The 17881-nt window shown below is 62.5% G+C and carries 13 protein-coding genes; 7 read left to right on the top strand and 6 right to left on the bottom strand.

The features are described 5' to 3' along the window. Window positions 1-4 precede the first annotated feature (4 nt). Window positions 5-532 carry an AAA family ATPase gene (locus tag WNZ15_RS17635; protein ID WP_342894305.1) on the bottom strand — a complete coding sequence of 176 codons (528 nt, stop codon included), beginning with the start codon at window positions 530-532 and terminating at the stop codon, window positions 5-7. Between the two features lie 148 nt (window positions 533-680). Here WNZ15_RS17635 and WNZ15_RS17630 point away from each other — a divergent pair, with 148 nt between their 5' ends. Continuing rightward, entirely contained in the window at window positions 681-1616 is a 936-nt protein-coding gene (locus tag WNZ15_RS17630) for a pirin family protein (RefSeq protein ID WP_342894304.1), read from the top strand. Here WNZ15_RS17630 and WNZ15_RS17625 read toward each other — a convergent pair. After that, the gene (locus tag WNZ15_RS17625; RefSeq protein WP_342894303.1) at window positions 1585-2547 is read right to left on the bottom strand and encodes a DUF6030 family protein; all 963 of its coding nucleotides are present in this window, start codon (window positions 2545-2547) and stop codon (window positions 1585-1587) included. The genes WNZ15_RS17630 and WNZ15_RS17625 overlap by 32 nt on opposite strands. Window positions 2548-2723: 176 nt before the next feature. Here WNZ15_RS17625 and WNZ15_RS17620 point away from each other — a divergent pair, with 176 nt between their 5' ends. Further along, a complete protein-coding gene (locus tag WNZ15_RS17620) occupies window positions 2724-3428 on the top strand; it encodes a class II aldolase/adducin family protein (RefSeq protein WP_342894302.1) in 705 nt (234 codons plus the stop codon). Window position 3429: 1 nt separating this feature from the next. Beyond that, window positions 3430-4323 carry an ROK family protein gene (locus WNZ15_RS17615; RefSeq protein ID WP_342894301.1) on the top strand — a complete coding sequence of 298 codons (894 nt, stop codon included), beginning with the start codon at window positions 3430-3432 and terminating at the stop codon, window positions 4321-4323. 28 nt (window positions 4324-4351) lie between these two features. Here the strand turns inward: WNZ15_RS17615 and WNZ15_RS17610 are convergent, their stop codons facing one another. Beyond that, window positions 4352-5254, bottom strand: a complete 903-nt coding sequence (locus WNZ15_RS17610; RefSeq protein ID WP_342894300.1) for a DMT family transporter — start codon at window positions 5252-5254, stop codon at window positions 4352-4354. Window positions 5255-5590: 336 nt separating this feature from the next. Here WNZ15_RS17610 and WNZ15_RS17605 point away from each other — a divergent pair, with 336 nt between their 5' ends. After that, window positions 5591-6166 (top strand): MarR family winged helix-turn-helix transcriptional regulator, encoded by a 576-nt coding sequence (locus tag WNZ15_RS17605; protein WP_342894299.1) that lies wholly within the window; start codon window positions 5591-5593, stop codon window positions 6164-6166. Window positions 6167-6384: 218 nt separating this feature from the next. Then, window positions 6385-7152, top strand: a complete 768-nt coding sequence (locus tag WNZ15_RS17600) for an FKBP-type peptidyl-prolyl cis-trans isomerase (RefSeq protein ID WP_342894298.1) — start codon at window positions 6385-6387, stop codon at window positions 7150-7152. Window positions 7153-7276: 124 nt separating this feature from the next. On the opposite strand, the gene WNZ15_RS17595 is transcribed toward WNZ15_RS17600, so the two are convergent. Both WNZ15_RS17595 and sthA read right to left on the bottom strand, forming a co-directional pair. Then, window positions 7277-8698, bottom strand: coding sequence for an 8-oxoguanine deaminase (locus WNZ15_RS17595; RefSeq protein ID WP_342894297.1), 1422 nt, complete (start codon window positions 8696-8698; stop codon window positions 7277-7279). 143 nt (window positions 8699-8841) lie between these two features. Next, complete coding sequence (gene sthA / locus WNZ15_RS17590) at window positions 8842-10242, bottom strand: Si-specific NAD(P)(+) transhydrogenase (protein WP_342894296.1); 1401 nt, start codon at window positions 10240-10242, stop codon at window positions 8842-8844. A gap of 697 nt (window positions 10243-10939) precedes the next feature. Here sthA and WNZ15_RS17585 point away from each other — a divergent pair. Both WNZ15_RS17585 and WNZ15_RS17580 read left to right on the top strand, forming a co-directional pair. Further along, complete coding sequence (locus WNZ15_RS17585; protein WP_342894379.1) at window positions 10940-13126, top strand: anthranilate synthase component I; 2187 nt, start codon at window positions 10940-10942, stop codon at window positions 13124-13126. Between the two features lie 331 nt (window positions 13127-13457). Then, window positions 13458-14474 (top strand): hypothetical protein, encoded by a 1017-nt coding sequence (locus WNZ15_RS17580; RefSeq protein WP_342894295.1) that lies wholly within the window; start codon window positions 13458-13460, stop codon window positions 14472-14474. A 123-nt stretch (window positions 14475-14597) separates the two neighbouring features. Here WNZ15_RS17580 and amt read toward each other — a convergent pair whose 3' ends face one another. Further along, entirely contained in the window at window positions 14598-17795 is a 3198-nt protein-coding gene (gene amt, locus WNZ15_RS17575) for an ammonium transporter (protein ID WP_342894294.1), read from the bottom strand. Window positions 17796-17881: the final 86 nt, after the last annotated feature.

Below are 17881 nucleotides of genomic sequence, written 5' to 3'. Positions count from 1 at the left end.
GGCGCTATGACTGCAGTTCTGCGACACCGTCCAGGTATTGACGGACGTCGGCGAACGTTTCCAGCCGGTGGACCGTCAGATGAGCCGGCGGCGCTCGAAAAATAGCCTCCAACTTGCGCCGGGAGCTGTGACGTGTCCGCCAGATGAAATAAAAAAACTCGAGGGTCTGCAGGTTGAAACGTTCCACACAGCCGTCCGGGAGGTCCGGGCGGCTGCGGCCACGAAATCTCACGGATCGGCGCAACACACGAAACAAGCGCCGGCCAACGGGCACATCAAGCCAGATGAAGGTGTCGGCGCGGGCGGCCCTTTCCTTGTAGGTCTTCGAGTGTCCACCTTCGAATATCCAGCGGTCCAGAACATGCACTTCACGGATGAGCCGGTCCTTTTCCACTTCCGGGCGTGCGGCCCAGTCCGGCCCGTGGTGGATCTTGTCCATGTGATGGACCGGCAGACCGGTTTTCTTGCCAAGCGCACGCGCGAGCGTGCTCTTGCCGGATCCTGGGGCACCGACGATCATGACGCGTTTCATAATGAGCTATCCAAATTTGCGCGAAGGGCTGGCCTTTATAACGATGCCTGCAGGATTGAAAAGACGGAAACGCACTGTTCAATGGACATTCTGACGGAGAAGACCTTATCTGACTTTCAGACGCACATTCACAGTGAAGGAATGGCAGATGAGTTGGTTGAACACCCCTGATCCGGTCGCGGGCGACGCCGCGAGCTGCGATCCCGTTGACATGGTCATCGTGCCGCGAACCTCTGATCTCGGCGGCTTCTCCGTGCGTCGGGCGCTGCCGTCCGCGCGGCGGCGCATGATCGGTCCGTTCATCTTCTTCGACCAGATGGGACCGGCGGAACTACTTGTCGGCGGCGGTATCGACGTGCGCCCGCATCCCCATATCGGTCTTGCAACGGTGACCTATCTCTTCGAAGGGGAAATGTATCACCGTGACAGTCTGGGAACTGAAATCGCGATTGCCCCGGGCGCGCTGAACTGGATGAGCGCGGGCAAGGGCATCGTTCATTCCGAGCGGGAGCAACCTGACCGCAAGATGCTGAACCGGACGTTGTTCGGACTGCAAAGCTGGGTTGCCCTGCCAAGGCATCTTGAGGAAGGCGAGCCGTCCTTCCAGCATTTCGGGACTCAGGAGCAGCCGGAATTTTCAGACAAGGGCGCCTCCGTCAAGCTGATCGCCGGCCAACTCTATGGCCACAAGGCTCCGGTGACGACCGCTTCGGACATGTTCTACGCGGACATTTGTCTTGACCCCGGCGCGAAAATCCCGCTCGACGCCGGCTGGGAGGAACGCGGGCTCTACACGGTTTCCGGCCGGATAACCATCGCCGGCCAGAGCTTCGATCCGGCGCAACTGCTTGTCTTCAAGCCGGGCGATCACCTCGTCATCGAGAACAACACCCCGGTACCCGCCCGCCTCGTAGTGCTCGGCGGCGAGCCAATGGACGGCAGGCGCTACATCTGGTGGAACTTCGTGTCCTCGTCCAGGGAACGCATCGAACAGGCCAAGGAGGACTGGCGCACAGGCCGTTTCGATACTGTTCCGGGCGACGCGGAGGAGTTCATTCCCCTGCCCGACCGGTCCGGTCCTTGACCTCCCAGCCACTTTCAAGCGGCGGCGCCTGGCGGAACTTGTCCGCGGGGCGGATCAGGTCCGACTCGCCGAAATTCATGATGATGTTCAGGCGCCCGCTGGCAAGCGGATCTCCCGTCAGGGCGGGATCCTCGGGTGCCACGGACACACGTACGCCGTGGTGGCTTGTTTCCAGTTGCCGAAACCCGCCGACCGCGGCGCGAAACCTGTCCGGCATCGTCCAGCCATAGCGGTCCGCGAGCGCGTCGATCACCAGCCAGACCGCATCGAGCCCGATCTGCTTCTGGCGCGGATCCTCGACCACCAGCTTGATACGGAGATAGTCGATGCTGTCCTCGGACGAACCACGCAACAGGAAAAACAGGGTCGTGGAACCGTAGTCCACGCTCGGTGTCGTCAGGGGCACCAGATCGGACGCACACTGCCAGCGGCCTGTCTGGAACGGTGCCCTGTGCCAGCCCTGATTTGCGAGACCAAGCGCGCGCAACTCGTCGCACAGCGTATCCGGCGCGCCGTGAAATCCGCGCTTCAATTCGGCGGCCAGCTCCGGCGCCGGATCGAGAAGGGCCTCGCGCTCCCTTTGCGGCAGAGGTGACAGCGGATCGGCCAGGCGTGGAGCGGTGTCCCCCGCCACGTCCTGCCGCAGATGCAGGGCAATCCCCGCCAGCGCGAAGCCCATCATGAGCAGCGCCAGTGTTCCCCAGACATAAAAGGCCGTTACCTGAGGCCTGCCGGCAGCCGGCGGGTGCGCCAGGTTGTCCGGCTTGTCCCGTGCAGGGGCCTGGAGGTCGTCTGCTTCGGACTCGGCCCATCGCGGGCCGGTGCCGCGCGCCGCGGGCCGTCCGCCGGGGCGCAGGTCTTCGCGGCCATCACCCGGTACCGGTCTCCAGGCCTTGAGCCGCTCCCAGACCCTGTTCGCGAGTCCCGTCATTTCCGTTCAACTCGCCTTGCCACCCGACCGGAGGGCCGAGGATTGAGAATTTATCGAAGCAAACTCTTGAAAACGCAACCGGATAGCTGTCATTTAGGCACCTGTTCAACGATCCTCCTGCAATCCGGTCCGAGCACATGTGCACAGGTCCGCAGATTCAGCCTACAAGGTTCAGAATGTCCACCTTCCCAGTCGACTCAGCCGATCTGCGCCGCGAAATCATCGAGACCGCGCGCGCATTGCCCCGGCTGGGACTGACCAAGGGCACCTCCGGCAATGTCAGTGCACGTACAGATTCCGGCTTTTTGGTGACCCCGTCGGGAACACCCTATGAAGAGCTGCGCGACGACAGCATCGTCGCCCTTGATTTCCAGGGACGATACCGGGGGGACATTCTGCCTTCTTCCGAATGGCGCATGCATCTGGATTTCTATCTCGCCAGGCCGGAGTGCGGCGCGGTCGTTCATTGCCACAGCCCCCGCGCCACCGCCCTGTCCTGCCACCGGCGTGGAATTCCGGCCTTTCACTATATGGTCGCGCTTGCGGGGGGCGACCGGATCGCGTGCGCGGACTACGCCAGCTTCGGCACGAAAGCCCTGTCGGAAACCATGGTCGCGGCGCTCGGTCCGCGCAATGCCTGCCTCCTTGCCAATCACGGACAGATCGCCGGTGCGCCGACGCTCAGGAAGGCACTCTCGGTCGCCGAGGGCGTCGAGGATCTGGCGGACCAGTATCTGTCCGCGCTTTCCCTTGGAGATCCGGTCCTGCTCGATGATCGGGAAATGGCCGAAATCCTGACCAAATTCAAAAGCTACGGCAAACAGGCGCACGAACTCGCCGGTGGGCCCGCAGCTTTCGAATTGCCAACACGGATGGACTGACATGCGCCTGGGTATTGACTGGGGTGGGACCAAAATCGAGATCATCGCGCTGTCAGACGCGGGCGCGGAGATGTTCCGGCAACGGCTGGACACCCCCCGCGACGATTATGACGGCTGTCTGCACGCCGTTCGGCATCTGGTCGAGGCGGCAGAACAGGCCACGGCCGAAACCGGCACGCTCGGCCTTGGCATTCCGGGGTCACTGTCCCCCAAAACGGGTCTGGTGAAAAACGCCAATTCCACCTGGATGAACGGCAAGCCGCTGGACAAGGACCTTCAGGCGGTCCTTGGCCGGCCCGTGCGCATCCAGAACGATGCCAACTGCCTGGCTGTCTCGGAGGCAACCGATGGCGCAGGCGCCGGGGAACATGTCGTTCATGCCATCATTATCGGCACGGGCTGTGGTTCCGGCATCGCGATCGACGGCAAAGCCCATCTTGGCGCCAACGGCATTGGCGGCGAATGGGGCGCGATCACCGTGCCCTGGCTGACAGCGGAGGAATTTCCCGGACCGAACAGCTGGATCGGGCACAAGGGCGTTATCGACCGCTGGTGCTCGGGCACCGGGTTTCAGCTCGACTACAAGGACAGGACCGGACACCTTCTGAAGGGCCATGAGATCATGGCGCTGAAACGCACCGGCGATGAAACGGCGGTGAGCGTCTACGAGGCTTATGTCAGCCGTCTCGGACGCTCCCTGGCCATGTCCGCCAATCTGCTGGACCCGGATGTGTTCGTACTTGGCGGCGGCATGTCGAACATCGACGAACTCTATGACGACCTGCCGGCGGCCATGCTGCCCTTCATCTTTTCCGATACGTTCGAAACACCTATCCGCAAGGCTGTTCATGGTGACAGCTCAGGCGTGCGCGGTGCGGCCTGGTTGTGGGGCTGAGGCCGTAGGCAGACCGCGATACGCCTGATCAGGACGCGCCACGGCGCAGGGACACAAGAACGATCCCGGCACCGACCGATGCGACGGCGGCCAGTTTCGCCATGTCCGGCACCTCGCCGAACACCAGATACCCCAAACCGAGGCCGACCACAGCCGCCACTGACCCTATCTGGCTGAGATAGACAGGACCTGCCGTCTGTTGCAGCCTGAAATAGAGCCCGTACTGCAAGGCAAAGATCGCCATCTGGGCGATCAGGAGGCCGAAACTGTCAAAGCTCCAGGCAATCGGCGTCAGCGGGATACCCGCCATCGCATTGAACAGGGCGAGCGCGGTGAAACCGGCCGCCATCATGCCGAGAGCGAGATCCACCGGTCGCGCGCCCACCGGCCAGCGCAGGGTCCGGTAGATGTTTCCAACGGACAGGAAAACCGGGATCGTCAGGGCAAACATCGTCCACCAGGAGGCGTCGACATCAAGGTCCTTGCCTGAAACCGCCAGCAGCACGGCGCCGGCGAGACCGGCCAGCACCCCTGCCCCGCGCAACGCCTGAAGCCGTTCGAGACGCAGCAGCACGGCAAAGGCATAGGTCAGGACCAGCGGGAAGGCAAAGCTCAGTGACACGAACCCCGCGCCGACCCTGGGAGCGGCTGAGAAGGCGATCATGTTCGGCGCGATGAACAACACCCCGCTGACAATGAGATAGACGGCAAGTTGCCCTGTGTCCGGCCGTGCGCGCGCCAGTCCGGCGCGGCGATATCGTGGCATGGCAAGCCGTGTGATCACGAAGAGACCGGCCGCACCGCCGAGAATGGACCATTGCAACAGGGCCAGGGGATGCCACCCGGCCGCAGGTGCCGCCTTGGCAATCACCGTGGAAACCGCGAGAAAGCTGCCGACGACAAGGAGCAGCACCACAGGCTGTTCAAACATCTTCACGGCCCCGGACGGGGTATCAATTTGTCCGTGACCGGAACCATCTGCTTTCAATGTCCGTACGGATCTGATCGGGGCTGTCATCGCACTGTCCTTTCATGACATTCGTCAGCGCCGTCACAGTTCCGCGCGCTTCGGACATGAGATAACCTATTTTATCTTTATTTCAAGATTCTTGATTTAAAGATTCTTGATTTTCATTGACATTCGACGGTGCTGCGGTCAGGTTTCCGGCAAGGAAACAACCTGTTTTCAGCGTGTTGAACCGCATCCGGCACATACCGGGATCCAGGTTCCCCGGATGCGCGGACTGACTGGATCGGACACTTTTCCATGAGCAAGCAAACACGAGATCCGGCCCCTTCCAAGGAAGCCCTGTTCGGGGATCCGGAAGATCTCCTCACCGACCGTGCCGAGCGGGCCCGGCGGCAATGGCAAAAGGAAATGCCGGAAGTCCGTGACCGGCTGTCGCCGATGGTGCTGCTCGGCCGGTTGAGCGAAGCCGCACAGGTCATGAGCCGTGACTATCTGGCTCCGGCCTATGCGGAGATCGGGCTCAAGACCGGCGAGTTCGATGTTCTGGCGACCCTGGTGCGCTCGGGTCCGCCCTACAAGCTGACCCCCACCGAACTGTACCGGACCACGATGATGAGTTCCGGGGGCATGACCGCCCGTCTCGACAAGCTTGAAAAGGCCGGTCTGATTGAGCGGACACCCCATCCGGGCGACCGCCGTGCCCTGTCGGTCTGCCTGAGCCCGAAAGGCCTGACCCTGATCAAAACGAAGATCCCGGACTATATCGAGGTTCAGCACGGGGCGGTCAATGGACTGAGCGCGGAAGAACAGCAGCACCTGTCCGGCCTGCTTGAAAAACTCCTTCGCTCGGCGGGAGAAAAGAAGTTGCCTTAGGCTGTGGACCTGCCGCGGCTTCTCCTGATGAGGTTTTCCCGGGGCCGATCCACGTACCGCTCACCTGAGGGTGCCCGGTTCTCTCACGGCTGCGTCGTCCCGTCCTCTTGTCAAAGATCCGCCATCAAATAGCGTTGAATTGCAATCCCGCCGCCAATCGTGAACCTTGGCGGCAACTTTTCGCGCAAAGACGCAGACCGCAAGCAGGTGATGACCCGATGATCAAGAAATGGCTGGCCGCCCTCGCCCTTCCCGCCCTTTTGACGGTATCCGCCGCCGCCCAGGAAGAGATGCAGATACGCGACATCGAAAAAGGCACCGGCGAGGAGGCCAATGTCGGCGAGACGGTGGTGGTGCATTACACCGGCTGGCTGATGGACGGCACCAAGTTCGACAGCAGTGTCGACCGCGGCACACCGTTTTCCTTCACGCTCGGTGAGCGCCGGGTGATCCCGGGCTGGGAACAGGGCGTCGAAGGCATGCAGGTCGGCGGCAAGCGAGAGCTGATCATTCCGCCGGACATGGCCTATGGCTCAAAGGGCGCCGGTGGCGTCATCCCGCCCGATGCCACGCTGAAATTCGAGATCGAGCTACTTGACGTCAAGGCGAAGAAGTTCTCCGACATCGGCAATGAGGACCTGAAGGCGAAGCTTGCGGCGGGCACCACCGTGATCGACATACGCCGGCCGGAGGAATGGCGCGAAACCGGGGTCATCCCGGGCAGCCATCTGCTGACCTTTTTCGACCAGGACGGCAAGGTGAACCCCGGTTTCGGCGCGGAGCTGCAGAAACTGATCTCCGGCCCGGCCGACGAACTCGTCCTCATCTGCCGCACCGGCCGGCGCAGCCAGATGCTGTCCGAGTATCTGGCCGGCCAGGCAGGCTTCACCAGGGTTGCCAATGTCGAAAAGGGCATCACCAGCTGGATCCAGGACGGCGGCGAGGTCACGGACGCGCAGGCACCGGAAAATTGCTGGTTGTGCTGAACGGCTGAACACAGTCCCGTGGAGCGACCCGCTGCCGTTCGGGATGGCAAATACAGAGAACTTCGCGATGACCTTGCCGGCAACACGTGCCGACGGGTCCTGAACCTCTCCGAAGCGAAGCCGTCTATTCCCCCGCCGCCAGCGCCAGGCTGAGACGATTGTGTTCCCGGATCACAGGCTCCATGTCCAATGTGACCACCTCTCCGTCCTGAACGATCACGTGCCCGTGGACAACCGTTGTCTTCGCCGCCTGCGGGGCGCAGAAGACTGTGGCAGCGACAGGATCGTGGAGAGCCCCCGCGTAACTCAGCGTCGTCAGGTCCAGCGTGAAGAAGTCGGCGCATTTTCCCGGCGCCAGGGAGCCGATGTCCTCGCGGCCGAGAACGGAGGCACCGCCCAGTGTTGCCAGTTCCAGGGCCTCGCGGGCCGTCATCCATTCCCCGGCCCTGGAAGGATGTGACGGCGGCAGAAGGGCTTGCCGGTCCGGCCCTTCCGCCGGCCTCAGGCCCAGTTCCAGTCGGGCGAGCAGCATCGCCTGACGCACCTCGGCCAACATGCCCGAGCCGTCATTGGAGGCCGAGCCGTCGACGCCGAGGCCGACCCGGACACCCGCGGCCATGTATTTCTTGACCGGGGCGATGCCGGACGCCAGCCGCATGTTGGAACAGGGGCAATGGGCTGCGCCGCAGCCGGTCTGCGCGAACAGACGGATCTCGTCATCATTCACATGAATGGCATGGGCGTACCAGACATCCGGACCGGTCCACTCCAGCCCTTCCATCCAGTCCACCGGCCGCTTGCCGAAACGCTCCAGCGTGTAACGTTCCTCGTCGGAGGTTTCGCACAGATGGGTGTGCAGCATCACGCCCTTGTCGCGGGCAAGACGCGCGCTCTCGATCAACAGATCCCGGGAGACGGAAAAGGGTGAACAGGGCGCCACGACAACGCGGGTCATCGCACCCGGGCCGGCGTCATGATACCGGTCGATCACCCGGACGGTGTCCTTCAGGATCTCTTCCTCGTCCTCGACGCAATCGTCCGGCGGCAGACCGCCCTTGCTCTCGCCAAGCGACATGGAACCGCGGCTGGCGTGAAAGCGCACGCCGATCTCCCGTGCCGCCTCGATCTGGTAGTCGACCTTGTTGCCGCTCTGAAAGAGATAGGTGTGGTCGAAGACGGTGGTGCATCCCGACAGCGCCAGTTCGGCGAGACCCACGAGGGTGCTGGCACGCGAGGCATCGGGATTGGTTCGCGCCCAGACCCTGTAGTGGGCCTGCAGCCAAGGAAACAGGTTGGTGTTCTGGGCCGCCGGCAGGTTGCGTGTGAGCGTCTGGTTGAGGTGATGATGGGTGTTGACGAGGCCCGGCAGGACAATCTGTCCCGAGGCGTCGATCACCCGGTCCGCCGTTTCCGGCAGGTCTTGCGTCGGGCCGACCTGCCGGATGATGCCGTCCTCGGCATAAAGCCCGCCACCGGCGATCTCGCGGCGGGCACCGTCCATGGTGACCAGCATCTCGGCGTTTTTCACAAGCAGGGTCTGCGGCATCGTCGATCCTTGGATGGGCCTAAAGAAAGGAAACTTCACTGTTCAAGCTAACCGGTCGCACGGCCCGGCGCCATTTTGCGAAAGTTGAAGCTGTTTCTTGTGAAAGGCGACAGAGCGTTCCGGATCGGCGTTCGGCTTCCGTCTCACTCTTCCTGCGGCGGCATGCGGTTCCAGGCGTCGAGGGCGGCGATCTTGTAGGCTTCGGCGAGTGTCGGGTAGTTGAAGGTGTTCTCGACGAAATATTCCAGCGTGCCGCGCAGATTGAGAACCGCCTGGCCGATATGCACCAGCTCGGTCGCCCCTTCCCCGACAATATGGCAGCCCAGCAGGCGCCGCGTCTTGAGTGAGAAGATCATTTTCAGGAGGCCGGTATCCAGGCCCATGATATGTCCGCGCGAGGTCTCGCGGAACCGGGCGACGCCGCATTCATAAGCAATGCCGCGTTCACGGATTTCTTCCTCGGTCATGCCGACGGTGGAGATTTCCGGGACCGCGTAGATGCCGTAGGGAAAATACTCCGGCGGATCGTAGGCCTTTTCGCCGAGCGCATGGCAGGCGGCAATGCGACCCTGTTCCATGGAGGTCGAGGCAAGACTCGGGAAGCCGATCACGTCACCGGCGGCGAAAATATGCGGGACATTGGTCTGGAAGGTCATCGGATCCACCTGAAGCCGGCCGCGGTGGTCGACCTCAAGGCCGCAGTTCTCGAGTTCGAGGGCGGGCGTTGCTCCCATCCGCCCGGCGGCGAACAGGACCACGTTCGAGCGCACGCATCGCCCGCCTTCCAGTGTGATCTCGCAATTGCCGGGTCCGTGTTTCTCGATCCGGTCCACCTTGGAGCCGAAACGCAATGCCATGCCGCGGTCGCGCAACTGATGGGTGAAATCCGCCACCAGTTCCTTGTCCAGAAAATCGAGCATGGTCTCGCGCGGTTCCACCAGCGTGACATGCACATCCAGCGCGGAGAAGATCGAGGCGTATTCGACGCCGATGACGCCAGCCCCGATGACCGCAATCGATCGCGGCAGCTCGTTCAGGTCCAGGATATCGTCACTGTCGAGGACATATTGACCGTCAAACGGCACATAGTCCGGGCGAAACGGTTTTGTGCCCACCGCGATGACAAACCTGTCGGCGGAAAACGTGTGGACTTCGCCCGCATCCCCTTCGACCTCGATCTTGTGCGGATCGACAAAGCGGGCTTCGCCGCTGATCGTGTCGACCTTGTTGCGGGCAAACTGGTGTTCCAGCACCTCGACCTCGTGATCAAGGGTGATGTGGAGGCGCGCGCGCAGGTCTGCGGCGGTCAGGTCGTCCTTGACACGATACGCCCGGCCGTAAAAGCCGCGCTCGCGCCAACCGGTCAGATTCAGGACCGTCTCGCGCAGGGTCTTGGAGGGGATGGTGCCGGTATGGACCGACACGCCGCCGACGCGCAGCCCGCGTTCGACCACGAGAACCTTGCGGCCGAATTTGGCGGCCTGAATCGCGGCACGCCGACCGGCCGGTCCGCTGCCGATGACAATCAGTTCGTAGTGTTCCATGCGCCCCTCATCATGCCCTGTCCGCCGCACTCTTCACCGGCACCACGCGCCGGACAGGTGCCGGACACGCACCTGTGCATTCCCTGGTGTTGTTGCATCGCAAAGACCGCATCCTTGCCAATCGGTCAAGCCGGGACCTGGAATCGCACCAGCTTGACCTGCTTCGATCTGTGGAGTTTGCGGTATCTTTCGTTAAAATGCCGACAGCAACACGACAAATCGAAGTGGACGCGGTGGCTTTCATGCGCTTGAGCCTGTTCGCAGCCGTTTGTAGCGGCCTGTTCGCTCAATGCCCAGACGATCAGCACCACGACCCTCAATGCCCCGGCGCGCGACTTCAGGACAGCCGAGCCCTCCATCCGGCGCGAAGATGAGGGTCCGGTCAATTGCGAACCGGAGACTGGAAAACGGCCGCTGCGCCGACTGCGCCCGAGACCTGATTGCGCCCGGCGAGAGGCGCGCGCAGCCAACAAAGCCGTTGCCATTTCAGGCCCCTTCGGCTATGCCTCATGACATGAACACGATCCAGAAGGCAGCATGGTGGTGGCGCGGCGCGAAATAGGCGGCCAGCGATCAGTCATGCTCTGAACGGAACATAGATCAAACCAAAGGCCGCCGCGGGATACCGCTGGCGGCCTTGGTGCTTTATAAGGCCGCCGGCGCTTCCAGGCAGCCACCAGAACGGGACCTGAAGAACATGCCGGTGCTGGCCGACAAGACCTATGAAACCGCCAGCGGGATCACCATCCTGCGAACCTCGCGTCCGTCCGACTATGAAACGGGAACGTCCGAATGGATCGACCGTCTGGACACCGAACTCGGTGCGGTCCTGTCCTCGTCCTATGAGTATCCCGGCCGCTACACGCGCTGGGACATGGCCCTGGTCAATCCACCGCTGGTGCTGGAGGCGGCCGACCGGCGGGTGGAAATCCGGGCCCTCAACGAGCGTGGCAAGCTGCTGCTGCCCGCTGTCGCTGCAGCATTGAAATCCCATCCGGACATAGCAACCTTCGAGGCCGGCGATACACGGATCGACCTGAGCGTGAAGACACCGGACAGGCTGTTCAACGAGGAAGAGCGGTCCCGTCAGCCCTCGACCTTCTCGATCGTGCGGGCGATGCGGGACATGTTTGCCTGCGATGACGACCAACTCGGCCTCTACGGTGCCTTCGGTTACGATGTCGCCTTCCAGTTCGAGCCGATCGATCTGAAACTGCAAAGGCCGGACGACCAGCGCGACGTCGTGCTGTTCCTGCCGGACGAGATCCTGATCGTCGATCACCACGGCAAGCGCGCCCATGTGCTGGAATACGACTTTGTCGTGAACGGCCGGACAACCAGGGGCATGGAGCGGAGCGGCGAGCAGCATCCCTACGCCCCCGCGAACCGGGACCCGGGCCGCGGCGATCACGAGCCGGGCGAATATGCGCGCCTGGTGGACCAGGCGAAGGACTACTTCCGCCGCGGAGACCTGTTCGAGACGGTTCCCGGCCAGACCTTCTACGAGCCCTGCCCCAACCCGCCTTCCGCGGTCTGCCGCCGCCTTGGCCAGATCAACCCGTCGCCCTATGCGTTCTTCTTCAATCTCGGCAACGCGGAATACCTGGTCGGCGCCTCACCGGAAATGTATGTACGCGTGACCGGTGGCCGGCGGGTGGAAACCTGCCCTATTTCCGGCACCATCCGGCGCGGCAAGAATGCGATCGAGGACGAGGCCCAGATCCGCAAGCTTCTGAATTCCGCCAAGGACGAGGCGGAACTGACCATGTGTTCCGATGTCGACCGCAACGACAAGAGCCGGGTCTGCGTGCCGGGGTCGGTCAGGGTCATCGGTCGCCGCCAGATCGAGATGTATTCCCGCCTGATCCATACCGTGGATCACATCGAGGGCATCCTGCGCGATGACATGGACGCGCTCGACGCGTTCCTGTCGCACACCTGGGCCGTGACAGTCACCGGCGCCCCGAAACGCTGGGCGATGCAGTTCATCGAGGACCATGAAAAATCATCCCGCGCCTGGTATGGCGGTGCCATCGGTGCCGTGCTGTTCAACGGCGACATGAACACCGGGCTGACGCTCAGGACCGTGCGCATCAAGGATGGCCTGGCGCAGATCCGCGCCGGCGCAACGCTGCTCTACGACAGTGTTCCGGAAGACGAGGAAGCGGAGACGGAACTGAAGGCAGAGGCCATGCGCGCGGCGGTGCGCGAAGCCGGTCTGGCGACACGGGCCGCGGAAAAGCGGGAAAACAAGAAGCCGGGCCAGGGTTTGAAAATCCTGCTGGTCGACCACGAAGACAGCTTCGTGCACACGCTTGCCAACTATTTCCGGCAGACCGGCGCGGAGGTTGTCACTTACCGGTCGCCTGTGGCGGACCATGTTTTCCACGACGTCAATCCGGACCTGGTGGTGCTGTCGCCCGGCCCCGGCAAACCGCAGGACTTCGATTGCGCGGCCACGATCGGGCGCGCCCGGGCTCGTGCCTTGCCGGTTTTCGGCGTCTGTCTGGGACTTCAGGCCCTGTCCGAATATTTCGGCGCGGAGCTGGGCCAACTGGACATTCCGATGCACGGCAAACCGTCTGCCGTCACGGTCGCCGGCAATTCGCTGCTGTTCGACGGGTTGGACGCGCCGGTCATTGTCGGCCGCTACCACTCGCTGTTTGCCAAGCGAAACACGCTGCCGGCGGACCTGCGGGTGACGGCGGAAACGGAGGACGGCGTGGTCATGGCGATCGAACACCAGAGCGAAGCGATCGCGGCAGTTCAGTTTCACCCCGAATCGATCATGTCGCTGGACCAGGAAGCCGGTTACAAGATCGTGGAAAACGTCGTCAGCCGCCTGGTGATCCGGAAGAGCGAACTGGCCGCCGCATCGCTCTGATGGCCTGGGCACGCAGTGCCAATCGGCAAGCCGCAGGTTTCCCGGCCTGCGGCGCCTTGCGCGATGTGCCGGCGGCCAGCGGAGGTTAAGAGCGCCAATCGAACGCCACATGGCCCTTTAACGCGCAGCTTTCGACAGGGACTTTCTTGCCTTCAGGATTCAGCGGCAGCAATTTCTGTAAAACCGAAATAATATTGATTAACAGACAGCACCAAATTTCAATGGATATACGCTTTTCAATTTAGACCGTCTTCACGTGAAGTCAGTATGTTTTCCGAATTCTGATGTATAACAGGATGCTGCATTTTACGTTGATTGTCTCGCGGCCGACATGCTCTATCAGATCGGCCGGGAGCAACTTTCAGGTGTTCCCGCCCGCGTCATGGAACATCCGGTGAAACTGGGAGAACAGATGGCGGAAACCAACAGGGGAATGATCGGGCGGACGCGCGCTTCGCGCCGGGCGGCGCTGCTTGCGCCCCTTCCAGTCATGCTCGCCATGCTGGTGACCCCGCCCGTGCCTGCTCAGGCGCAGGACCAGCCTTCAAGCCAGAACCACGTCCTGGCGATCGGCATCTGCCCGCCCTGGCACACTCAATCCGTCGAGGTGTGCCGGCACAGCCTGGAAAAGGTGATGACGTCGCTGGCGCCAAGACTGGATGCCGACCCCGCCAACAGGCATGTTCTCGTCAATGAAGGCGCCAGTGCGCATGCGCTCAAGCTCAAGGCCACCGAACTTGCCAACACGCTCGGGCCGCGGGATCGCCTGGTTATCTATGCAAACCTGCCGCTCGGCCTGACGGATAGCGCCAGCGCCGACAGTGCAAGCAGTTACGCGCTTGAACTGTGGGCGGAAGCAAAGCCGGAAACGACCGTTCAGGCCATCAGCGACGGCACCTGGATGTCGGCCTCCGCCTTTGCGGCGCTCGTGCATGCCATTCCGGCCGGCGAAGTCGTTCTGGTTCTGGACACCAACAATCCGCATGCGGTCGATATCGGTCTATTGGAAAGCCACAGCGTCGACCACAAGGACCGTCCCGAGGCTCTGGTGATCTCCTCCGGGCCCGGACAGGCGGCCAACTATTCGGCGGACAGGACAATTTCCCTGTTTGCCAAACACTTCTCGATCGCTCTTGAGGAAACGGACGGTTCCCTGCTGGATGTCATGACGGTCGCCGCCGGCGGCACGCGCCAGGCGGCGATCCCGATCTGCGCGGACCTGAAAGGAACGCTGGCGCTTTCCAGCGGTCCACAAACCGAATGCGCGCAGGTTCCGGAAATTCACGATCCTGAAACTCTGTTGAGCCGGACCATGCTGATCCCGATCTCCGAAACCGATCTCAACTAGCGCACTTCCCGACCCTATTGAACCGCCCGGGAGCCTGAAAAGGCGCACCGGGCACCACGGGCCGCAAAGCGCGTTGCGGTGCATCGCAGTCGGCGATGGTTCTGACCGACGCCCGGGCAGCGATCAGCTGGCAATATTCTTCTTGTTGGCTTCCTCGAAGACCTGCAAGCCGCCGAACTTCAGATCCTCGAGCGCCCTGGAGACCTCTTCGGGGATGTCACGGGAGAGCTTGCTGGTCGGCATGGGCATTCCGATCAGGTATCCTTGCGCCTCATGGCAGCCGCGTTGTGCCAGCATGCAGAGCTTTTCCGTATCCTCGACGCCTTCCGCCACGATCCGCATGTTGAGGGCCTTGCCGAGCCGCACCACGGTTTCGATGATGGCCAGCGAGCCGTAGTTCCGCTTGGCCTCGGACACGAAGGACCGGTCGATCTTGATACAATCGAACGGGAACCGGCTCAGGTAACTCAGGGAGGAATAGCCGACGCCGAAGTCATCGAGAGAGATCTTCACCCCGATCGCCTTCAACCTGGTCAGGACGGACAGCGCCCTGGCATTGTCCTCGATCAGGGTGTTTTCCGTGATTTCCAGTTCGATGCGGCCCGCAGGCACCCCGGAGCTCTCGATCGCGCGCTCGACGTCGTCGACAAAATTCTTGTCGCGGAACTGAACCGGGCTGACATTGATGCTGATATTTGCTTCCAGGATGGTCCGGGAGGCTATGTGCAGCGCTTGTGCCAGAACGAATTTTCCGATCGCCACGATCTGTCCCGATGCCTCCGCGACGGGAATGAACTCCGTCGGGCTGACGATGCCGCGCTCGGGGTGGTTCCATCGGATCAGGGCTTCGTAGCCGACGATCCTGGGCGCGGACAGGCTCATGCGCGGCTGGAAATACAGCTCGAACTGCCCGTCCGACAGGGCCATGTTCAGATCCTTTTCAAGGGCGCGGCGCTGACGAACCTCATCGCCCATGCCCGTCTGGAACAGGCAATAGGTGTTCCGGCCCAGGTTCTTCGCATTGTAAAGGGCGATATCGGCGTTGGAGATCACCTGATCCTCGGCATCCTGGCCACCGACCAGAGCGATGCCGATGCTCGCGCTCGGCTTCAGGACAAGACCCTGGCCGCAGTCGACCGGCTCGGACAGTTTCTGCACAAGGCGCAATGCCATGTCCTCGGCCTGGTTCGAGAACTGGATGCCGTTCTGTATGACCGCGAATTCATCGCCGCCGAGCCGCGAGACCGTATCCCCGTCCCGGCACGCCTGCCTCAGCCGGTCCGCCGTCACCCGGATCACGGTATCCCCGGCCGGGTGGCCGTGAAGGTCGTTGATGTCCTTGAAGCGGTCCAGATCGATGAGCAGCAGGGCAGCGAACTGCCCGTTCAACTCGCAGCGGCTGATCGCCTGGTTCAGTTCGGCGTTGAAGACCGCGCGATTGGGCAGGTCCGTCAGCGGGTCGTGTTGCGCCAGATGCAGGATCTGGGCTTCCGCTTTCTTGCGTTCCCTCAGGTCGACCAGCGCCGAAACCCGGGTCGGAATCCCGCGATAGGAGATCACCCTCGTGCGGATCTCCACCGGCACCCGTTCGCCGGAACGGCTGATCAGCGTGACCTCGCGCGGTTCCTTTTCGGCCTTGATCAGATGCTCTTCAAGCGTTCCGGCAAGTTCGTTGTCGACGAATTCGTAGAGGCCGCGCATTTCGAGTTCGTTGATGTCATAGCCGATCAATTCCTCGAATGTCCTGTTGCCGTCCAGAATCCGGCCTTCCACCGAGATCACGATGGCGTCGAACGTGGCGTTGGCGAGCGCCGACAGGCGTTCGGCCTCCTCGCGTGTCCGCTTTGCGTCCGCGACCCTTGTGTGGGCCTGCTCCTCGCTTTGCACCGTGTCCATGAGGGCATTGAACAGGCGCGTCAGACGTTCTGAATCATCCCCCTTGGACACATCGAGCCGCATGGACAGGTCCGCCTTGCCGGCAATCAGGCGGTCGAGCGCGTCCTCGACGTGACCGATGCCCAGGCGTGTGCCATGCTCGGCTTCGTTGAGGCCGAGTTCCTCGCTGGCCGCATCCAGGCGCAGGGGCTGCAACCGGTTCACGAGCGACAGAAGGATCCAGCCGGCACCGAAGCACCAGATGAAACAGGCCACGACCCCGGCGAACTGGACCATCAGTTGCGGCAGACGCGCCCCAAGCGGCAATTGATCCACCGGCGCCAGCAGGGCAAGACCCAGCGTTCCCACGACCCCGGCGAAGCCGTGGACGCTGATGGCACCGACCGGGTCGTCGATCTTCAGTTTGCGCTCGAGGAACATGGCACCGAGGATGGCGACAGTGCCACCGGCACCGCCGACGGCAATCGCCCCCAAAGGCGTCAGCACATGGCATCCGGCCGTAACGGCGACCAGGCCGCCCAGCAGTCCCGAGATCGAGTTTTCAGGCAGGATGACCTGATCCTTCAGCCGACCCATCACATAGCCCGCGCCGGTTCCGGCCGCCGCTGCCAGCACCGTGTTGGCCAGGATCTGCGGCACATCCCAGGACGCGGCCAGGGTTGAGCCGCCATTGAAACCGAGCCAGCCCACGAACAGGATCAGCGCTCCGGATGTGGCCAGGACCGAACTGTGTCCCTGGATCCGGAATACCTGTCCGTCGGAAGCAAAGCGCCCGTTGCGCGGGCCCAGAATGGTGCAGGCGGCCAGAGCGATCCAGGCCCCGGTTCCATGGACCACGGTCGATCCGGCGAAATCCACGAACCCGGCGTCGGCAAGGACCGCCCTTGCATCCGCGAAAAGCGCGCCACCCCAGGCCCAGTGCGCATAGACGGGATAAATGAGCCCGGCGGTCAGCACCGAGCAGCAGATATAGGCCGACAGCCGCATGCGCTCGGCGACCGCGCCGGATATGATGGTCGCGGCGGTGCCGCAGAACATGACCTGAAAGGCAAACACCGTCAGACCCCAGGGATCGAGACCCGAAAGTCCGAACAGGCGCGGGTCGAAACCGACAAACCAGCCACCGCCCGTGCCAAATGCCAGTGAAAAGCCGAAGATCGCGAAGATCAGCACGGAGACGGCAAGGTCGAGCAGGTTCTTCTGCGCGACATTGATGGAATTCTTCGACCGGACCAGGCCCGCTTCCAGCAGCATGAAGCCGACCTGCATCAGCAGCACGAGACTTGCCGCGAACAGAACCCAGACCATATCGAGGCTTTGCTGAAAGGTTGCCGACGCCGCGAAGTCCGCAGCGCGGGCCGAGTCAGCCTGGATAAATCCGGCGATGCAAAGACCGGCTGTTGCAGCGGCCGTCCGCTTGATCATGAAACTGTCCCGTCAAACAAATACAGAGGCATGATTTCCGGGAACAGTTAATTCTTACTTGCTAATTCTACCGATGTTTTCACCGG

It is taken from the genome of Roseibium sp. AS2, assembly GCF_038900065.1.
In the GTDB taxonomy this organism is placed as follows: Bacteria; Pseudomonadota; Alphaproteobacteria; order Rhizobiales; family Stappiaceae; genus Roseibium.
The sequence above is the reverse complement of the archived record's forward strand: the minus strand, read 5'-3'. Positions and strand labels throughout refer to the sequence as shown.